This is a genomic window from Teichococcus coralli (assembly GCF_009829925.1).
Lineage (GTDB): Bacteria > Pseudomonadota > Alphaproteobacteria > Acetobacterales > Acetobacteraceae > Pseudoroseomonas > Pseudoroseomonas coralli.
This window is the reverse complement of sequence record NZ_SNVJ01000003.1, coordinates 235,124-252,735: the sequence shown is the minus strand read 5'-3', so window position 1 is coordinate 252,735 and position 17,612 is coordinate 235,124. Positions and strand designations below refer to the sequence as shown.

The window sequence follows — 17,612 nt, the reverse complement described above, 5'->3', positions numbered from 1 at the left end:
TGCGGGGCAATGCGAGCGCAGATTGCATCAGACTCGCTCGCGAAGCCAGTTGACGAAACGAGAAAACACACCGTTTCCGCGTTCGGGAGCGGAATCGATGTCGAACAGCGGCCGGCCTTCGCCCGCCCCCCATGCGACAAGGCCCAGCGTTGTCGCGAAATCCGGTCCTTGTGCGGCTTCCGGGAGACCGCGCACGAATCCGGGACGCCCCAGGCGGACCGGCCTGTCCAGAATCTGCATCGCAAGCTCACGGAGTCCCACGAGCTGGCTGGCGCCGCCCGTGAGCACGACGCGCGCCCCGGCGTCGCGCCCGAGCGCGGCCGCGTCCAGGCGGTCGCGCACCAGTTCGAGCGTCTCCTCGATTCGCGGACGGATGATGTTGATCACCGTGGCGCGCGGAATGCTGACGAGATGGTCCTCGTCCTCGCCGACCTGCGGCACCATCACCATGGTGCGGGCATCATCGCCGCCAGCGAGCGCGCTGCCGTCCAGGATCTTGATGCGCTCGGCATGCGCGATCGGCGTCGCCAGGCCGCGCGCCAGGTCGTTGGTGACCTGCCATCCGCCGACCGGGATCTGCGAGGTATGCAGCAGGTGGCCCTCGCCATAGACGGCGATGCTGGTCGTGCCGCCGCCCATGTCCACCACCGTGGCGCCGAGCTGCCGTTCGTCCTCGACCAGCACGGAAAGCGCGGAGGCATAGGGCGCCGAGACCAGCTCCTCCACCTCGAGGTCGCAGCCGCTCAGGCAGATGCCGAGGTTGCGCAGCGAGGCCGAGGTCGCGTCCACCAGGTGCAGGTGCGCGGCCAGCGTCTCGCACATCATGTTGCGCGGGTCCTCGACGCCGGGCGTGGCGTCGATGGTGAAGCCGAGCGTCGTCGCGTGCACGGTCTCGCGGCCTTCCTCGGCGGCGCGGCGGCGGCCTTCGCCCAGAACGGCGCGCAGGTCCGCATCCGTCACCGCCCGGCCGCCGATCGGCCACTGGATGTTCATCAGCCGGGAGGCCGGCTGGCCGCAGGAGAGGTTGACCAGCGCGCCGGAGAGCTTGATCTCCGCCGCCTCCTCCGCCTGCGCCACTGCCGCGCGGATGCACTGCTCCGCCTCGTGCAGGTCAACGATGTTGCCGCCCTTGATGCCGCGCGCGCGCTGCCAGCCGCAGCCCAGGATCCGGGCATGCCCGTCCCCCTCGATGCGCGCGATCAGGCAGACGATTTTGCTGCTGCCGATGTCCAGCACGCCGAAGGCGCCGCTCCGCGCGTGGCGCCGCTTCGGCGGCGGCGCGGCGGGCTCGATCGGCGGTGCGATCCGGGGCATGCGGCTCATCCGCGGCCGCTCCCGCGGGCCTTGCGGCCATGCTCCGGCGCCGGCGGCTCGGTGCCCGGCTGCTGCCGCACCACCAGCCGGTCCGGCAGGCGCAGGTCGATCGCCTGCACGGGGCGGTCGAGCAGCGACGCCGTCCGCTGCAGCTCGCCCAGCCGGTGGATCGCCGCCGCCTCATGCCCTTCCGGCAGCAGCACATCGGCGCCGTTGTAGAGCCGCAGGTTCCAGCGCCGCTCGCTGATCAACACCAGCGCCTGCACGCGCTGCTGCACCTCGGGCTCCTGCTTCAGCACGTCGTAGAGCGCCGCGCCGCGCTTGTCCGCGCCGTCGCCGACCAGCAGCGGCAGCGGCCCGAAGGCGTCCAGCGTGTCGGCCGAGACCACGCGGCCGTCGCGGTCCACCACCGCGAAATCGCCCTGGTGCTGCCAGATGGCGAAGGGCTTGCGCTCGTGGAGCTCGATGACGATGTTGCCGGAAAGGTGGCGCTGCACCTCCGCCTTCTCGATCCAGGCGATGCTCTCCAGCCGTTCCTTCACCTGGGTGGGCGAGAAGGCCAGCAGCGGGTCGCCGCGGCCCACGCCGATCGCCGCGCGGATCAGTTCCTTCGGCGTGTTCTGCTGCCCGCGCACGACGATCTCGCCAACCGTCAGGCCGGCATCCGCCGCCGTGTCCGCCACCGACTGCGCCAGCCAGGCGAAGCGGCCGGAAGGCTGGATCGCCGCCACCGCCACCGCCCCGCCGCCGAGCAGCGCCAGCCCCGCCGCGCCGAACAGCATCGGCCGCAGCCATGGCTTCTTGCGGCGCAGCCAAAGGCGCAGGCCGCTCGGCCGCTGCGGCGCCGCGCGCGTGGGGCGGCCGCCATCGCTGGCCAGGCGCGTCCGGTCCTCGGGACGAACGCGGGCGGAACTACGGGCCATTGCGGGCCTCCTGCACCATCCAGGCGCACAGGGCGGGGAAGGGGATGCCGCAATACGCCGCCTGCTCGGGCACCAGGCTGGTCGGCGTCATGCCGGGCTGGGTGTTCACCTCAAGCAGCACGAGCCGGCCGGTCGTGTCGTCGTAGCGGAAGTCGGAGCGGCTGACGCCGCGGCAGCCGAGCGCCTCGTGCGCGCGCACCGCCGCGTCCATCGCCGCCTGCGCCACCTCGTCGGGGACGGCGGCGGGAATGGTGTGCTGGCTACCGCCATCGGCATACTTGGCGTCATAATCATAGAAGACGTGCCCGGTGCCGATCTCCGTCACCGCCAGCGGGCGGTCGCCCATGACGGCCACGGTCAGCTCGCGGCCGGCGATGTATTCCTCGGTCATCACCTGCGGGCCGAAGCGCCAGCGGCGCGCGATCTCGGCGCGCCGGTTGTCGCCCGCCTTGAGGATCTCGACGCCGACCGAGGAGCCCTCGTTCACCGGCTTCACGACATAAGGGCGTGGCAGGGGATCGGCCGCCTCCAGCTCCTCCGGCGTCACCACGCGGTGCTCGGCGAGCGGCAGGCCATGCGCGGCGAAGACCGCCTTGGCCGCCGCCTTGTCCATGGCGACGGCCGAGGCGCGCACGCCGGAATGCGTGTAGGGAAGGCCGAGCCAGTCCAGCACGCCCTGCACGCAGCCGTCCTCGCCAAAGCGGCCATGCAGCGCGTTGAACACCGCGTCGGGCCTGGCCGCCTGCAGCGCCGCGATCATCGCGGGCAGGTCCTGCGTCACCTCGATCGGCGTGACGGCGAAGCCCGCTTCGCGCAGCGCCGAGGTCACCTGCCGCCCGGTCGAGAGCGAAACCTCGCGCTCCGCCGAGAAGCCACCGAACAGGACTGCCACATGCGTCATGCGCGCTTCTCCCCGATGCGCCGGATTTCCCATTCCAGCGTGATGCCCGACCGCGCCGCGACGCGGGCGCGCACCGTCTCGCCCAGTTCCTCCAGCTCCCCGGCGGTGGCGCCGCCGAGGTTGAGCAGGAAGTTGCAGTGCTTCTCCGACACCTGCGCATCGCCGACGCGCAGGCCGCGGCAGCCGGCGGCGTCGATCAGCGCCCAGGCCTTCGCGCCCGGCGGGTTCTTGAAGGTTGAGCCGCCGGTGCGGGCGCGCACGGGCTGCGTCGCCTCGCGCGCGGCGCGGATCTCGCGCATCCGCTCCGCGATGGCCGCCGCGTCGCCCGGCGCGGCGCGGAAGCGCGCGCGCGTGACGATGCCGCCCGCCGGCAGCGCGGCGCGGCGATAGGCGAAGCCGAGCTCCGCCGCGTCCAGCCGCAGCAGCCCGCCGGGCGTGGCGATCTCCGCCCAGTCAAGCACGTCCTTCACCTCGGCTCCGTAGGCACCGGCATTCATCGCCACCGCACCGCCAATGCCGCCGGGAATGCCGGACAGGAACTCCAGCCCCGCCAGCCCCGCCGCCGCGGCATGCTCGGCGACGGTCGCATCCAGCGCGGCCGCGCCGGCGACCAGCCCATCGGCCTCCACCGCCACCCCGGAGAAGCCGCGGGCCAGCTTGACCACCAGTCCGCGCACGCCGCCATCCCGCACCAGCAGGTTGGAGGCGGCGCCGACGACGGCGAGCGGCACGTCGCGCGGCTTGTCGCGCAGCAGCAGCAGCAGGTCCCCGGCATCGGCCGGACGCACCAGCCACTCGGCCGGGCCGCCGGTGCGGAACCAGGTGAAGGGCGCCAGCGGCGCCTCCGCCTGGACGCGCCCGCGCAGCGGCGGCAGGGTGTGGGCGGCGCTCTGCGGCATGGCGCGGCTCACCGTGCCCCCCCGGCCAGGCGCGGCCCGCGCGGCTGCAGCACCGCCAGCTTCTCCGGCAGCGCATGCGCCCAGGTCGTGATGTTGCCGGCGCCGAGGCAGACCACGTAGTCGCCCGGCTTGGCGATGGCGTTGATCATCTCCGGCAGGCTGTCCGGGCCGGGCAGCGGCACCACGCTGCGGTGGCCGTGCGAGCGCAGCCCGTCCACCAGCGCGTCCCGGTCGAAGCCGTCGATCTTCTGCTCGCCCGCCGCGTAGACGTCGGCCACGATCACCGTGCCGGCGTCGTTCATGCACTGGCAGAACTCGTTGAACAGCGCCTGCAGGCGGCTGTAGCGGTGCGGCTGCACCACGGCGATGACGTCGCGCGCGCCGGCCTGCCGCGCGGCCTTCAGCACGGCGGCAATCTCCACGGGATGATGGCCATAGTCGTCGATCACCTGGATGCCGTTGGCCTCGCCCACCCGGGTGAAGCGCCGCTTCACGCCCTTGAATCCGGCCAGCGCCGAGCGGATCGTCCCCTCGTCGATGTCCATCTCGATGCCGACGGCGATCGCGGCCAGCGCGTTCTGCACGTTGTGCTGGCCGAGCATCGGCAGGCGCATCGGCTTCAGGCTGCGGCTGCGGCCGGTCAGGCGGTCCTGCACCGTCACCTCGAAGGTGGCGCCCATGCGGTCGGTGATCAGCCGCTCGGCGCGCACGTCGGCCTGCGGCGAGAAGCCGTAGGTGATCAGGCGCCGGTCGATGTTCGGGATCATCGCCTGCACGTTGGGATGGTCGGCGCAGAGCACCGCGAAGCCGTAGAAGGGGATGTTGCCGACGAACTGGGCATAGCCCTGCTTCATCGCCTCCTCGGTGCCCCAGTGGTCCAGGTGCTCCGGGTCCATGTTGGTGACGATGGCGGCGACGGCGGGCAGGCGCAGGAAGGAGCCATCGCTCTCGTCCGCCTCCACCACCATCCAGTCGCCCGCGCCAAGGCGGGTGTTGGTGCCATAGGCGTTGATGATGCCGCCGTTGATCACGGTGGGGTCGAGCTTGGCCGCCTCCAGCACCGTTGCGACCAGCGAGGTGGTGGTGGTCTTGCCATGCGTGCCGCCGATGGCGATGCCCCATTTCAGCCGCATCAGCTCGGCCAGCATCTCGGCGCGCCGCACCACCGGGATCAGCCGCGCGCGGGCCGCGACCACCTCGGGGTTGTCGCGCCGCACCGCCGTCGAGGTCACGACCACCTGCGCGCTGCCCAGGTTGGCCGCGTCGTGCCCGACCGTGACGGCGATGCCGGCGGCGCGCAGGCGCTCGACATTGTAGCCTTCGGCGATGTCGCTGCCCTGCACCTGGTAGCCCAGGTTGTGCAGCACCTCGGCGATGCCGGACATGCCGATGCCGCCAATGCCGACGAAGTGGATAGGTCCGATGCTCAGCGGCAGGGCGCGCATTACGAGGCTTCCTGAAGTCGGCGCGCTTCGGCGCGGGAAAGGACGAGGTCGGCGAGGCGGGCGGCGGCGTCCGGCGCCGCCAGCGCGGCGGCGGCCGCGGCGGCGCTGGCCAGCACCTCCGGAGCTTCGAGCATCCGCCGCAACTCGGTGGCGAGGGACTGCGGCGTGAAGCGCAGCTGCGGCATCACCACCGCGCCGCCAGCTTCGGCGAGCGCGCGGGCATTGGCGCTCTGGTGGTCATCGATCGCATGCGGCAGGGGCACCAGCACGGCGCCTCGCCCGGCGCAGGCCAGCTCGGCGATGGTCGAGGCGCCGGCGCGCGAGACCACGAGATGCGCGGTGTCGTAGAGCCCGGCCACGTCGCCGAAGAAGGGCGCCAGCTCGGCAGGAACGCCCAGCTCCTCATAGGCGGCGCGCACGCGGGGCAGGTCCTCGGCGCGGCATTGCTGCACCACCGAGAGGCGGCTGCGCAGCGGCGTCGGCAGCAGCGCCACCGCGGCCGGCACGACCTCGGAGAAGATTCGCGCACCGAGGCTTCCGCCCAGCACCAGCAGCCGCATCGGGCCCTGCGGCGGAACGAAGCCGTGCCCCGTCAGCGCCGCCAGCGCCGGCCGCACGGGATTGCCCACCACGGCGCTGTCCGTGCCCGCGGGCACGCGCGTGGTCGCTGCGAAGGAGAGCGCCAGCACGTCGGCGCCGCGCGCCAGCAGCCGGTTGGCGCGGCCGAGCACCGCGTTCTGCTCGTGCAGCACCAGCGCCGGGCGCTGCGCCATGCTGCGCGCCGCCAGCAGCGGCGGCACCGAGGGATAGCCGCCGAAGCCCACCACCGCCTTGGGGCGCAGCCGCTGCAGCAGCTTGCGCGCCTGCAGCGTGCCGGCGGCCAGCGCCATGGCGCCGGCGGCGGCGCGCCTCAGCCCGCGCCCGGCGAGCCCCGCGCCCTTCAGCACGAAGCGCTCGGCATGGGCGAAGGCGGGGCTGCTGTAATCGGCGCTGCGCGCATCGGTCATCAGCGCGACGCGTTCGCCGCGCCGCGCCAGTTCCGCGGCCAGGGCCTCGGCCGGGAAGAAATGCCCGCCGGTGCCGCCGGCGGCGATGATGATCGGCGCCGTCATGCCTCGCCCGTCCGGGCCAGCCGGCGCCGGGTGAGCGCCAGCAGCATGCCCATGCCGAGCGCCACCGCGACCACGGAGGAACCGCCATAGGAGATGAAGGGCAGCGTCATGCCCTTGGTCGGGATCAGGTGCAGGGCGGAGGCCATGTTGATGAAGGCCTGCAGCCCGAATTGCGTCAGCAGCCCGGTGGAGGCCAGGATGATGAACATGTCCTTCTCCCCGAGCAGCCGCAGCAGGCCGCGCAGCACGATGAAGCCGAACACCGTCAGGATCAGCAGGCAGAGCGCCAGCCCGAACTCCTCGCCCGCCACGGCATAGACGAAGTCGGCATGCGCATCGGGGAGCAGCGCCTTCAGCCGCCCCTCGCCAGGCCCGACGCCGAGCATCCCGCCATGGCCGAAGGCCTCCATGGCGATGGTCACCTGGTAGTTGTCGCCGGCCGAGGGGTCGAGGAAGCGGTCGATGCGCGACTGGAAGTGCGGCAGCGTGAAATAAGCGCCGATGCCGCCCAGCACGCCCGCCACGCCGCAGCCGGCCACCAGCATCAGGTTGATGCCGACCACGAAGAGCTGCGCGCAGAACACCGAGGCCATGACGATCAGCATGCCCATGTCCGGCTGCTTGACCAGCGCGCCCGCCACCAGGGCAAAGAGGAAGATCGCCGCGCCGGTGGCGCGCCAGCCCAGCGAGCGCGCCTCGGCCAGCAGCCAGGCCGCCACCACGGCGAAACAGGGCTTCATGAACTCGGAGGGCTGGATGGTCACGCCGGCCAGATGCAGCCAGCGCCGCGCGCCCTTGATCTCCACGCCCATCGAGAGCGTCGCGGCGGTCATCAGCAGCGAAACGAAGAAGCCGAGCAGCGCCAGCCGGCGAACCTGCTTCACCGGCAGCACCGAGATGGCCACCATCACGCCGGTGGCGATGGCCAGGAAGAACACCTGCTTCAGGATGAAAAGGTCGCGCGAGCTGGCGCCGATGCGCTCCGCCACGCCCGGGCTGGCCGCCAGCAGCATGACATAGCCGAAGCCGATCAGCGCCAGCAGGGCCGCCAGCGTCCAGCGGTCCACGGTCCACCACCAGCGGCCCAGGACGGACGTATCGGCGCGCGAGAGAGCCATCACTCGGTCTCCGGAAGCTCGGCCACGAGGGCGCGGAAGGCATCGCCGCGCGCATCGAAGCCGGTGAACTGGTCGAAGCTGGCGCAGGCGGGCGAGAGCAGCACCACCGGCACGCCGAGACGCCGTGCGGCGGCCTGGGCGGCGGGGACTGCGGCGCCCAGCGTCACCGCAACTTCGTTCGCAACGTCATGCGCGGACAATGTTGACGCAAAATCACCGGCGCATTGTCCGATCAGCACGGCATGCGCGATGCGGCCGAAAAACGGCGCGAGGCCGTCGATTCCGCCGGCCTTCGGCACGCCGCCGCCGATCCACACCACCCGGTTGTAGCTCGCCAGCGCGCGCGCGGTGCTGTCCGCGTTGGTCGCCTTGCTGTCGTTGACGAAGGTGACGCCGGCGCGCGTGCCGACGCGCTCCTGCCGGTGCGGCAGGCCGGGAAAGCTGCGCAGCCCGGCGGCGACCGCGTCGCGCGGCAGGCCGAGTGCGAACCCGATGGCCGTCGCGGCGGCGGCGTTCTGGGCATTGTGGCTGCCGGGCAGGGCGGAAGCCTCGTTCAGGTCGGCGATGACGCCCTGCGCGTCGCGCAGCCGCCGCCCTTCCGCCCAGATGCCGCCTGGCTGCGGCGTGGCGCCCGAAACCGGCACCACGCGCGCGGCCAACCCGGCGGCGAACTGCGCTCCGGTGGCGTCGTCCATGCCGATCACCGCGGTATCCGTCGCCGCCTGGTGCGCGAAGATGCGCGCCTTGGCGGCCGCATAGCCGGCCATGCCGCCATGCCGGTCGAGATGGTCGGGCGAAAGGTTCAGCACCGCCGCCACGTCGAAATGCAGCCGGTCGGTGCGCTCCAGCATGTAGCTCGACATCTCCAGCACGTAGGTGCCGTCGTCGGCGAGCAGCGGCAGGCCGAGCGCGGCCGGGCCGAGATTGCCGCCCACCTCCGCGACACGCCCGGCGCCCCGCAGCAGGTGGTGCACCAGCGCCGTGGTGGTGGACTTGCCGTTGGTGCCGGTGATGCCGACGAAGCGCGCCCGGCTGCCCGCCGCGCGCACGGCGCGGAACAGCAGTTCGGCGTCGCACAGCACGGGCACGCCGGCCTCGCGCGCGCGCAGCGCCGCCGGATGCGCCCGCGGCAGGATGTGCGGAATGCCCGGCGAGAGCAGCAGCGCGTCGAAGCGGAAGCCGGGCAGGGCGGTGGGATCGCCCACCGGCAACCCGGCCGCCCCGGCCGCGGCGCGGCTGGCCGCCTGGTCGTCCCAGCAAAGGATTTCCGCGCCCCAGTCGCGCAGCCGCCGCGCCGCCGGCAGCCCCGCCCGCCCCAACCCGACCACGGCGATGCGCTGCCCGGCGAAGGGCAGGAAGCTCGTCTCGGCGGAGGGGGCGGTGGCGGTCTGCATCAGCGGATCTTCAGCGTGGAGAGACCGACCAGCGCGAGGATCATCGCGATGATCCAGAAGCGGATCACGATGGTCGGCTCGGCCCAGCCCTTCTTCTCGAAGTGGTGGTGCAGCGGCGCCATCAGGAAGACGCGCCGGCCGGTGCGCTTGTACCAGAAGACCTGGATCATCACGCTCACCGTCTCGACCACGAAGAGGCCGCCGACGATGGCCAGCACGATCTCATGCTTGGTGGCCACCGCCACCGCGCCCAGCGCGCCGCCCAGCGCGAGGCTGCCGGTGTCGCCCATGAACACCTTGGCCGGCGGCGCGTTGTACCAGAGGAACCCCAGCCCGGCCCCGATCAGCGCGGCGAGGAACACCGCCAGCTCCGAGCTGCCCGGCACGCCGTTGAGCTGCAGGTAGTCGGCGAAGACGCGGTTGCCGACGAGATAGGCGATCAGCGAGAAGACCGCCGCCGCCAGCAGCACCGGCACGGTGGCGAGGCCGTCCAGCCCGTCGGTCAGGTTCACCGCGTTGGAGGCGCCCATCATCACCAGCATGCCGACCAGCGGAAACAGCAGGCCGAAGTTGAGCATCGCCTCCTTGAAGAAGGGGAAGGCCAGCTTGTTGGCGATCTCGCCCGGCATCAGCGCGGTGATCCAGACGGCCGCGGCCAGCCCGAAGCCGGCCTGCGCCACCAGCTTTGCCTTGCCGGAGACCCCCTTGGTGTTGCGCTTGGTGACCTTCAGCCAGTCGTCCCAGAAGCCGAGCAGGCCGTAGCCCACCGTCACCAGCAGCACCGCCCAGAGCAGGCCGTTGCGCAGGTCCGCCCAGAGCAGGGTGGAGGCGAGCAGGCCCAGCAGGATCAGCACGCCGCCCATGGTGGGCGTGCCCTTCTTGGTCAGCAGATGGCTCTGCGGCCCATCGGTGCGGATGGGCTGCCCGCCATTCTGGAAGCTCCTGAGCCAGCCGATCACCGCCGGGCCGAGGAACAGGCTGATGAACAGCGCCGTCATGCAGGCGGCGCCCGCCCGGAAGGTGACGTAGCGAAACAGGTTGAAGAGGATGAACTCGTCCGCAAGGGGGGCGAGGAAGTTGAAGATCATGACGGCGCCCCTTCGCGCGCGGCTTTCAGGGCGTGGACCACAACGGACATGCGGCTACCGAGCGAACCCTTGATGAAAATGACGTCGCCCGGGTGCACGGCCTCGCGCACCAGCGGGGCCAGCTCGTCACTGCTTTCCCGATGCGCGCCCCGCCGGTTCTCCGGGAGCGCGTCGTATAGAGCGCGCATCAGCGGACCGCAGCAAAAGACGAGGTCGGCAGCCGCCAGCACATCGGGGAGCAGCCCCGCGTGCAAAGCGGGACCGTATTCGCCAAGCTCGCGCATGTCGCCGAGCACGGCGATCCGCCGCGTTCCCCGCTGCGCCGCCAGCACTCCGAGGCCCGCGCGCATGGCCGGCGGCTGGCCGTTGTAGCTGTCGTCGATCAGCAGCACGCTGCCGCCCGGCACCGCGAGGGTGCTGCGCCCGCCGCGCCCCGCGCCCGGGCGGAAGCCGTCCAGCGCGGCAATGAAGGCCGCCGGGTCGGCGCCGAGCGCGGCGGCGATGGCCAGGGCTGCGGTGGCGTTCATGGCGAGGTGCCGGCCTGGCGCGGCGAGGCGCAACACATGGCGCCGGCCCTCGAAGGCGATCTCCGCGCGGCCGTCCTCGGCACCGCCGTCGTAGGCGAGCAGTTGAGCCTCGGCTGTTGCCTCGGCGCCAAAGCCCAGCACGCGCATGCCGGCCGCCGCGGCGCGCGCGGCGAGCTGCGGGAACGTGGCGTTGTCGCGCGGCAGCACGACCGTGCTGCCCGGTTCCAGGCCGAGCATGATGTCGGCCTTCTCCTGCGCGATCTCCTCGATCGAGCCGAGATGGCCGATATGCGCCGCCTCCACCGTGGTGATGGCGGCGACATGCGGCCGCGCGAGGCGCGCCAGCGGCGCGATCTCGCCCCGATGGTTCATGCCGATCTCGAGCACGCCATAGGCCATGTCGCGCGGCATGCGCGCCAGCGTCAGCGGCAGGCCCCAGTGGTTGTTGTAGCTGGCCGCGGCGGCATGGGTCGGGCCGAGCGCGGCCAGCCCCTGGCGCAGCATCTCCTTGGTCGTCGTCTTGCCGACGCTGCCGGTGATGGCGCAGATCCGCGCATGGCTGCGCGCCCGCCCGGCGGCGCCCAGCGCGGCCAGGCCGGAAAGCGTGTGGCCGACGCGCAGCAGCGGCGCCCCGGCCGCCGCGCCCGGCACGTCGTGGTCCACCATGGCGCAGGCGGCGCCGCGCGCCAGCGCGTCCGCGACGAAGTCGTGGCCGTCCCGGACATCGCGCAGCGCGACGAACAACTCGCCCGGCGCGACGTTGCGGCTGTCGATGCCGACGGAGGTGACGGTGACGCCATCAGGGCAGTCGCCCCCGGTGGCGGCGCGCAGCTCGGCGGCGGTCCAGAGGGGGGCGGTCCAGAGAGGGGCAGTTCCGGCCGGCGCGGTCATGCCACCGCTCCCGCCAGCCGGCGCACCGTGTCGGCGTCGTCGAAGGGGTGCGTCACCGTGCCGATGGTCTGGCCCGCCTCGTGTCCCTTGCCGGCCACCACCAGCACGTCGCCCGCGCCGAGCGCCGCCAGGCCGGCCGTGATGGCGGCCGCGCGGTCGCCGATCTCCTGGCTTTCGGCGGCGCCTCCCATCCCGGCGCGCACGGCGGCGCGGATGGCGGCGGGATCCTCGGTGCGCGGGTTGTCATCGGTGAGGATGGCGTGGTCGGCGAGGCGCGCGGCGACCTCGCCCATCAGCGGCCGCTTGCCGGGATCGCGGTCGCCGCCGGCGCCGAACACCACATGCAGGCGATGGGTGGTGTGCGGGCGCAGGGCCGTCAGCAGGCGCTCCAGCGCATCAGGCGTGTGGGCGTAATCGACATAGACGGCGGCGCCGTTCGCCAAGCGCGCCGCGAGCTCCATCCGTCCGCGCACGCCGGTCAGGCGCGGCAGGTTCTGCAGCACCGCCCCGACGGAAAGCCCGCTCGCGACCGCGAGCCCGGCCGCCAGCAGCACGTTGTCGGCCTGGAAGCGGCCGGGCAGCGCGAGGTTGATCTCCGCCCGCCGGCCGAAGGCCTCGATCTCCAGCACCTGGCCATCGGGGCGGGGCGTGTGGCGCAGCAGCCGGATCGCCTCGCCCCCGAGGCCGACGGTGTGCAGTTCGAGACGGCGGCGGGCGGCGATGCCGCGCAACGCGCCCAGCACCTCGGGCGCCATGTCGGCATTGGCCACGGCGGCGGCGCCGGGCTCCAGCAGCGTGTCGAACAGCCGCAGCTTCGCCGCGGCGTAGGCCTCCATGCTGCCGTGGTAGTCCAGGTGGTCGCGCGTCAGGTTGGAGAAGCCGGCGGCGGCGAGGCGGAGCCCGTCGAGCCGCCGCTGCTCCAGCCCGTGCGAGGAAGCCTCCAGCGCCACATGGCCGATGCTCCTCTCCGCCAGCTCCGCCAGCGTCGCATGCAGCGCCACCGGGTCGGGCGTGGTGAGCGAAGGGGTGGGCGGAAACCCTTCGGCCCGCAGGCCGAGCGTGCCGAGCGAGGCGGCGCGCCTCCCGGCGAGGCTCCAGAGCTGGCGCAGGAAGTCCACCGTGCTGGTCTTGCCATTGGTGCCGGTGACGGCGACCACGCTGTCCGGCTGCGGCGCATGGAAGGCGGCGGCCAGCAGCGCCAGCGCGCGTCGCGGGTCGTCGCCGGTCAGCAGCGGGCGGCGCGCCGCGCCGGCGGGCCAGGCGGTGCCCTCCGGCGCCAGCACGGCCATGGCTCCGCGCTCGACCGCCTGGGCGATGAAGGCGCGGCCGTCCACCCGTGCCCCTGGCAGGGCGGCGAACAGGAAGCCGGGCCGCACCGCCCGGCTGTCCGCCGTCAGCCCCGTGACCTCCATCGAAGGCAGGATCTCGCCCGCCGCCCGGAGGCCGGGAACCCGGCCAAGGAGGTCCTCAAGGCGCAAGGCGGATCCCCTGCGGGGCCTGCGGCCCGCTTCCCTGCGGCTCGGCCATGGTCATGCGCAGCGGCACCGGCGGCGGCGGGGTGCCCGGGCGCGAAGGCAGGTTCGGCATCGGCACGGCGCGCGCGGCCGGCGGCGCCATCGGCTGCGGCGGCCGCAGCACCTGCTGGGCCGCCGCGCGCGGCGGCTGCGGCGCGGCGGGGCGCCCGCCAGGCGGCGTGGAGGCGGCGGTCGCCTGGCTCGGCCGCACCGCCCGGCCCGGCTGCAGCGGGATCGAGGTGGCGGAGACGATCGCCGGGTCGTTCGGGTCCTCCGGCACCAGCCCGAGCACCGGCGCGATGCGCGAGATCACCGTATAGGCCGCGGGCGCCGCCACCCAGCCGGCGGTGGCGTAGCCATGGCTCTTGGCGTTGGGCGAGGGTTCGTCGATCATCACGTAGACGGCGTAGCGCGGCGACTGGATCGGGAAGGCGCCGACAAAGGCGGCGATGCGCTTGTTCATCAGATAGCCGCCATGCGGGCCGGTCTTCTGCGCCGTGCCGGTCTTGCCACCGACGAAATAGCCCGGCACGTCGGCGTTCTTGCCCGAGCCGTCGGTGACGACCAGGCGCATCAGCTTGCGGATGGTGGCGCTGGTCTGCTCGCTGACGACGCGGTTGCCCGGCCGCGGCACGCCCGGCGGCTGCGCCACCAGCGTCGGCTCGCGCAGGATGCCGCCGTTGGCCACCGCCGAGATGCCGGAGATGACGTGCAGCGGCGTGACGCTGATGCCATGCCCGAAGGCGACGGTGAACATGTTGATGTCGCGCCAGTGCGCCGCCGGCGGCGCCAGCGGCGCGGCGGTCTCGGGCAGCTCGATCTTCTTGCGCGCCAGCATCCCGGCGTTCTTCAGGAACTCGCGCTGCCGTTGCGGGCCGAAGGTCTCCGCCATGTGGGCGGCGCCGAGGTTGGACGAATAGGCCAGCACCTCGGGGAAGGTGATCCAGCGGTTCTTGCCCTTGTAGTCGCTGATCGTGAAGCGCCCGTAGCGGATCGGCTTCGAGGCGTCGAACATCGAGCTGTTGACGTTCGCGGTGCCATATTCGAGCGCCGCCGCCGCCGTCAGCAGCTTGAAGGTCGAGCCCGGCTCGTAGACGCCGACGGTGGCGCGGTTGAAGCGCTGGTCCGGCGAGGCATCGGTGATGTCGCTGGCGTCGTAGTCCGGCAGGCTGACCATGCCCAGCACTTCCGCGGTGTTGATGTCGAGCACGATGCCCGCGCCGCCGATGCCGTTGAAGTCGCTGATTGCCTGGCTGACGGCGTCGCGCAGCGCGAGCTGCACGCGCACGTCGAGCGAGAGCTTCACCGGCTTGGTGGGCTCCTCGCGCAGGCGGCTGTCAAAGAAGCGCTCGACGCCGGAAACGCCCTTGCCGTCCACGTCCACGTTGCCGAGCACGTGCACCGCGGCGCGGCCCTGCGGGTGGTAGCGGCGCTCGCTTTCCTCGAAGTCCAGGCCGGCGATGCCGAGGTTGATGATGCCTTGCTGCTCGCGCGGGGTCAGCGCGCGGACGATGTAGGCGAAGCCGCGGTCGCCGGAAAGGCGCTCGATCAGCTTCTCGCGGTCGAGCTGCGGCAGCACCGTGCGCAGCTTGTCCGCCACCTCGACAGGGTTCTGGATGACGCGCGGATTGGCCACCAGCGCGTTGACCGGCAGGTTGATCGCCAGGATCTCGCCGTTGCGGTCGGTGATGGCGGCGCGGGTGGCCACCTGCTCGCTCGGCGGCTGCATGGCGCGCACGGCGGCGTTCAGCCGCTTCGGCTCGGCCGGCGCGAGCACCGTGGACCAGGTGGCCTTCATCGCCACGGCGATGAACAGCGCGCCGAAGCCCAGCGCCGCCAGCACCAGGCGCCCGCGGCTGCGCTCAAGCTGCTGCCGCCGCTGCAGGTCCGGCTGGGTGACGCGCACCACCACGCCCGGCGCCGGCGGCGACGGCAGTTCCGCATCCTCCGCCTGCGCCGCGACAGGGTGGCGCAGCGGCGGTGAATCGGGGGAGGGCGGGGGGAGGTGCATCATGACGCTCAGCGGCTCCAGGTGCCGGGGGCGACGGGAACGGGGGCGGCCATCGGCACCGGCGGCGGCAGGCTGCCACCACCGGCGAAGCTGCCGAGCGCCGAGCCGACCGGCGCCGGCGCGGCCATGGCGCGGCCCATCGGCAGCTGGGCGGAGGCGCGCAGCAGGCTCGGCTCGGGACGGGCCACCGGCCGGACCTCCGCGATGCCCAGGCGGGCAGGCGCGGAAACGGGGATCGCCTCACGCGGTGCCGGAAGCGGCCGGTGCGGGGCCACAGGCTCGATGCGGCGTGCCACAACCGCCACAGGCTCGGCGCGGCGCGGCGCCGGCTCGGCCAGGGGACGCGGGGTGGGGCGGGGCGCCGGCTCGGCCGCGGCCAGGTGCTTCGCCACGAACGGGGGCGCCGCATGGGCGGCCGGGGCGGGCACTGCGGCGGCGGCGGTCTTCATGGGTGCGACCGACGGCTCGGACGCGGCCGGCTCGGCGGCGGCGAGGGCGGTTTCCTGCGCGGGGCCGAACAGGTCCACCGGCCCGGCGAAGGTGAGCGGCGCGGGCAGCCGCCGCTCCAGGTCCGTCAGGCGCAGGAACTGGCTCGGCGTCATGGTGTCGAGCGGCAGGTGCTTCTGCGCCATCTGCCGCAGCCGCTCGGGCTCGTTCAGCATGGCCCACTCGGCCTTCAGCACCTGGGTGCGCTCGCGCGCCGCCTCGATGCGCCGGGTGACGTCGCGCAGCTCGCGGTCGAGCTGCGTGGCGGCCTCCTCGGCGCGGTAGACGTGCCAGCCCACCAGGCTGAAGGCGGTGATCGCAACCACGGTCAGGGGGCGGAACATCAGGCCGTCTCCAGTTTCTCAAGCGCCCGCAGGCGGGCCGATCGGGCACGGGGGTTGGTGGCCGTCTCGGCCTCCCCCGGACGCAGGGCGTTGGTGGTCAGCAGCCGGAACTCCGGCGCGGCGCGCGGTGCCAGGATGGCCGCCGGCGCATGGCGCGAGGCACCGGGCGCGCGGCCCGCCGCCTGCTGCATGAAGCGCTTCACGATGCGGTCCTCCAGCGAATGGAAGGCGACCACGACCAGCCGCCCGCCGGGGGCGAGCAGCTTCGCCGCCGCGGCCAGCCCGCGCTCGACCTCGCCCAGCTCGTCGTTCACGGCGAGCCGCAGCGCCTGGAAGGAGCGGGTGGCGCTGTCGATGCCGGACGGATCGCGCGGCATCACGGAATGGATGATCTGCACCAGGCGCCCGGTGGTCTCGATCGGCGCTTCCTGGCGGGCGGCGACGATCGCGCGGGCGATGCGGCGCGAATGCCGCTCCTCGCCCAGCTCCCAAAGGATCGTCGCGAGCTCGGCCTCCGGCAGGCGGTTCACCAGCTCGGCGGCGGAGCGGCCCTGCTTCTCCATCCGCATGTCGAGCGGCCCGTCGGCGCGGAAGGAGAAGCCGCGCTCGGCCTGGTCGAGCTGGAAGGAGGAGACGCCGAGGTCCAGCACCACGCCGTCGAGCTGCTCGACGCCGCGCTCGGCGAGCAGTTCCAGCATGTCGCCGAATCGGCCCTCGACCAGCACCAGCCGGCCCGGGCAGTCGGCCGCCAGGGCGGCGCCGCGGGCAATGGCGTCCGGGTCGCGGTCGATGGCGTAGAGGGTGCAGCGCGCGGCGGAAAGGATGGCGCGCGCATAGCCGCCGCCGCCGAAGGTGCCGTCGAGATAGCTGCCGCCCTCGCGCGGGGCGAGGTTGCCGAGCACTTCCTTCAGCATCACGGGGATATGGCTGCTCATGCCGATTCCCCCGCCGGCGGCCGGCCCGCGGGCGCGCCGCCCGGCAGGGTGAGGGCACGGTCGCGGGTGCCGCCGCGGGCTTCCTCGGCGCGGCGCTTCGCGGCCGCCGGATCCCACAGCGTGAACTTCGCGCCCAGCCCGACAAAGGCGACCATCTCGGTCAGCCCGGCATGCGCGACCAGGTCCTCGGGAAGCATGATGCGGCCTTCGCCGTCCGGGCGAATCGGATAGGCATCGGCAAAGATCGCGGTGGCCAGGTCGTCCTGTTCGGCGGAGAACACGTCGAGTCGATCCAGCTTGCTGGCCATTGCGTCAAACGCCGGCATCGGCCAAGCCTCGATGCAGGCATGCTGATGCGAGGGACGGAGCACGATCTCGTCGGATCCCAGCCGGGCCAACTCGGCACGAAACAGCGCAGGGACGGAAACCCGCCCCTTGCGGTCCAGCCGATTGGTATGGGTCCCCATGAACCGGGCCATCGATGCCGCCTTGTCCCCCTGCGGCGGGAAGTCCAATCGAGGGCCGGAAAGCGGCCGGCGAGGCCCCCCGACCTCGCCGGCTCACCCGACCATCCCCTGATTTTCGATCCCTCGCCCCCCCGAGCTCCGGATCGTTCATGGGATAACATGGGATACCATGGGTAGAGTCAGGGCAGCAAGGGCAAAACCCCAGCCGAAGTCCTGGTTAAAAACAGAAAAAACATGGCTCTA

At 72.8% G+C, this 17,612-nt stretch carries 15 protein-coding genes; all 15 read right to left on the bottom strand.

The window, feature by feature from the left end; genetic code table 11:
* Positions 1–27: 27 nt before the first annotated feature.
* Genes ftsA through mraZ form a run of 15 tightly spaced genes read right to left on the bottom strand, consistent with a single transcriptional unit; the run spans position 28 to position 17,381 of the window.
* Positions 28–1,323 carry a cell division protein FtsA gene (gene ftsA / locus E0493_RS05095; RefSeq protein WP_160935838.1) on the bottom strand — a complete coding sequence of 432 codons (1,296 nt, stop codon included), beginning with the start codon at positions 1,321–1,323 and terminating at the stop codon, positions 28–30.
* Positions 1,320–2,237, bottom strand: coding sequence for a cell division protein FtsQ/DivIB (locus tag E0493_RS05090; protein WP_235913600.1), 918 nt, complete (start codon positions 2,235–2,237; stop codon positions 1,320–1,322). Before E0493_RS05090 ends, ftsA begins: the two co-directional genes overlap by 4 nt.
* Positions 2,227–3,138, bottom strand: a complete 912-nt coding sequence (locus tag E0493_RS05085; RefSeq protein WP_160935837.1) for a D-alanine--D-alanine ligase — start codon at positions 3,136–3,138, stop codon at positions 2,227–2,229. Before E0493_RS05085 ends, E0493_RS05090 begins: the two co-directional genes overlap by 11 nt.
* Positions 3,135–4,037, bottom strand: a complete 903-nt coding sequence (murB, locus tag E0493_RS05080) for a UDP-N-acetylmuramate dehydrogenase (protein ID WP_160935836.1) — start codon at positions 4,035–4,037, stop codon at positions 3,135–3,137. The genes E0493_RS05085 and murB overlap by 4 nt, the downstream gene beginning before the upstream one ends.
* Positions 4,038–4,045: 8 nt before the next feature.
* Complete coding sequence (gene murC / locus E0493_RS05075) at positions 4,046–5,482, bottom strand: UDP-N-acetylmuramate--L-alanine ligase (RefSeq protein WP_160935835.1); 1,437 nt, start codon at positions 5,480–5,482, stop codon at positions 4,046–4,048.
* Positions 5,482–6,594 carry an undecaprenyldiphospho-muramoylpentapeptide beta-N-acetylglucosaminyltransferase gene (murG, locus tag E0493_RS05070; protein ID WP_160935834.1) on the bottom strand — a complete coding sequence of 371 codons (1,113 nt, stop codon included), beginning with the start codon at positions 6,592–6,594 and terminating at the stop codon, positions 5,482–5,484. Before murG ends, murC begins: the two co-directional genes overlap by 1 nt.
* Positions 6,591–7,715 carry an FtsW/RodA/SpoVE family cell cycle protein gene (locus tag E0493_RS05065; protein ID WP_456316341.1) on the bottom strand — a complete coding sequence of 375 codons (1,125 nt, stop codon included), beginning with the start codon at positions 7,713–7,715 and terminating at the stop codon, positions 6,591–6,593. Before E0493_RS05065 ends, murG begins: the two co-directional genes overlap by 4 nt.
* On the bottom strand, positions 7,712–9,106 hold the full coding sequence (gene murD / locus E0493_RS05060) for a UDP-N-acetylmuramoyl-L-alanine--D-glutamate ligase (protein ID WP_160935832.1): 1,395 nt from the start codon (positions 9,104–9,106) through the stop codon (positions 7,712–7,714). Before murD ends, E0493_RS05065 begins: the two co-directional genes overlap by 4 nt.
* Complete coding sequence (gene mraY / locus E0493_RS05055) at positions 9,106–10,194, bottom strand: phospho-N-acetylmuramoyl-pentapeptide-transferase (protein ID WP_160935831.1); 1,089 nt, start codon at positions 10,192–10,194, stop codon at positions 9,106–9,108. Before mraY ends, murD begins: the two co-directional genes overlap by 1 nt.
* Positions 10,191–11,612, bottom strand: coding sequence for a UDP-N-acetylmuramoyl-tripeptide--D-alanyl-D-alanine ligase (locus tag E0493_RS05050; RefSeq protein WP_160935830.1), 1,422 nt, complete (start codon positions 11,610–11,612; stop codon positions 10,191–10,193). Before E0493_RS05050 ends, mraY begins: the two co-directional genes overlap by 4 nt.
* Positions 11,609–13,090: a UDP-N-acetylmuramoyl-L-alanyl-D-glutamate--2,6-diaminopimelate ligase gene (locus E0493_RS05045; RefSeq protein WP_160935829.1), complete on the bottom strand. Its 1,482-nt coding sequence runs from the start codon at positions 13,088–13,090 to the stop codon at positions 11,609–11,611. The genes E0493_RS05050 and E0493_RS05045 overlap by 4 nt, the downstream gene beginning before the upstream one ends.
* Positions 13,080–15,140 (bottom strand): peptidoglycan D,D-transpeptidase FtsI family protein, encoded by a 2,061-nt coding sequence (locus tag E0493_RS05040; protein WP_160935828.1) that lies wholly within the window; start codon positions 15,138–15,140, stop codon positions 13,080–13,082. The genes E0493_RS05045 and E0493_RS05040 overlap by 11 nt, the downstream gene beginning before the upstream one ends.
* 5 nt (positions 15,141–15,145) lie before the next feature.
* On the bottom strand, positions 15,146–15,967 hold the full coding sequence (gene ftsL / locus E0493_RS05035) for a cell division protein FtsL (RefSeq protein ID WP_160935827.1): 822 nt from the start codon (positions 15,965–15,967) through the stop codon (positions 15,146–15,148).
* Complete coding sequence (gene rsmH, locus E0493_RS05030) at positions 15,967–16,902, bottom strand: 16S rRNA (cytosine(1402)-N(4))-methyltransferase RsmH (protein WP_160935826.1); 936 nt, start codon at positions 16,900–16,902, stop codon at positions 15,967–15,969. The genes ftsL and rsmH overlap by 1 nt, the downstream gene beginning before the upstream one ends.
* The gene (mraZ, locus tag E0493_RS05025) at positions 16,899–17,381 is read right to left on the bottom strand and encodes a division/cell wall cluster transcriptional repressor MraZ (protein ID WP_160935825.1); all 483 of its coding nucleotides are present in this window, start codon (positions 17,379–17,381) and stop codon (positions 16,899–16,901) included. Before mraZ ends, rsmH begins: the two co-directional genes overlap by 4 nt.
* Between the last annotated feature and the right edge of the window lie 231 nt (positions 17,382–17,612).

Bases quoted from the DNA above. Each gene is read 5' to 3' on its own strand.
- ftsA (WP_160935838.1), bottom strand. From the start codon at position 1,323: ATGAGCCGCATGCCCCGGATCGCACCGCCGATCGAGCCCGCCGCGCCG.
- E0493_RS05090 (WP_235913600.1), bottom strand. From the start codon at position 2,237: ATGGCCCGTAGTTCCGCCCGCGTTCGTCCCGAGGACCGGACGCGCCTG.
- E0493_RS05085 (WP_160935837.1), bottom strand. From the start codon at position 3,138: ATGACGCATGTGGCAGTCCTGTTCGGTGGCTTCTCGGCGGAGCGCGAG.
- murB (WP_160935836.1), bottom strand. From the start codon at position 4,037: ATGCCGCAGAGCGCCGCCCACACCCTGCCGCCGCTGCGCGGGCGCGTC.
- murC (WP_160935835.1), bottom strand. From the start codon at position 5,482: ATGCGCGCCCTGCCGCTGAGCATCGGACCTATCCACTTCGTCGGCATT.
- murG (WP_160935834.1), bottom strand. From the start codon at position 6,594: ATGACGGCGCCGATCATCATCGCCGCCGGCGGCACCGGCGGGCATTTC.
- murD (WP_160935832.1), bottom strand. From the start codon at position 9,106: ATGCAGACCGCCACCGCCCCCTCCGCCGAGACGAGCTTCCTGCCCTTC.
- mraY (WP_160935831.1), bottom strand. From the start codon at position 10,194: ATGATCTTCAACTTCCTCGCCCCCCTTGCGGACGAGTTCATCCTCTTC.
- E0493_RS05050 (WP_160935830.1), bottom strand. From the start codon at position 11,612: ATGACCGCGCCGGCCGGAACTGCCCCTCTCTGGACCGCCCCCCTCTGG.
- E0493_RS05040 (WP_160935828.1), bottom strand. From the start codon at position 15,140: ATGATGCACCTCCCCCCGCCCTCCCCCGATTCACCGCCGCTGCGCCAC.
- ftsL (WP_160935827.1), bottom strand. From the start codon at position 15,967: ATGTTCCGCCCCCTGACCGTGGTTGCGATCACCGCCTTCAGCCTGGTG.
- rsmH (WP_160935826.1), bottom strand. From the start codon at position 16,902: ATGAGCAGCCATATCCCCGTGATGCTGAAGGAAGTGCTCGGCAACCTC.
- mraZ (WP_160935825.1), bottom strand. From the start codon at position 17,381: ATGGCCCGGTTCATGGGGACCCATACCAATCGGCTGGACCGCAAGGGG.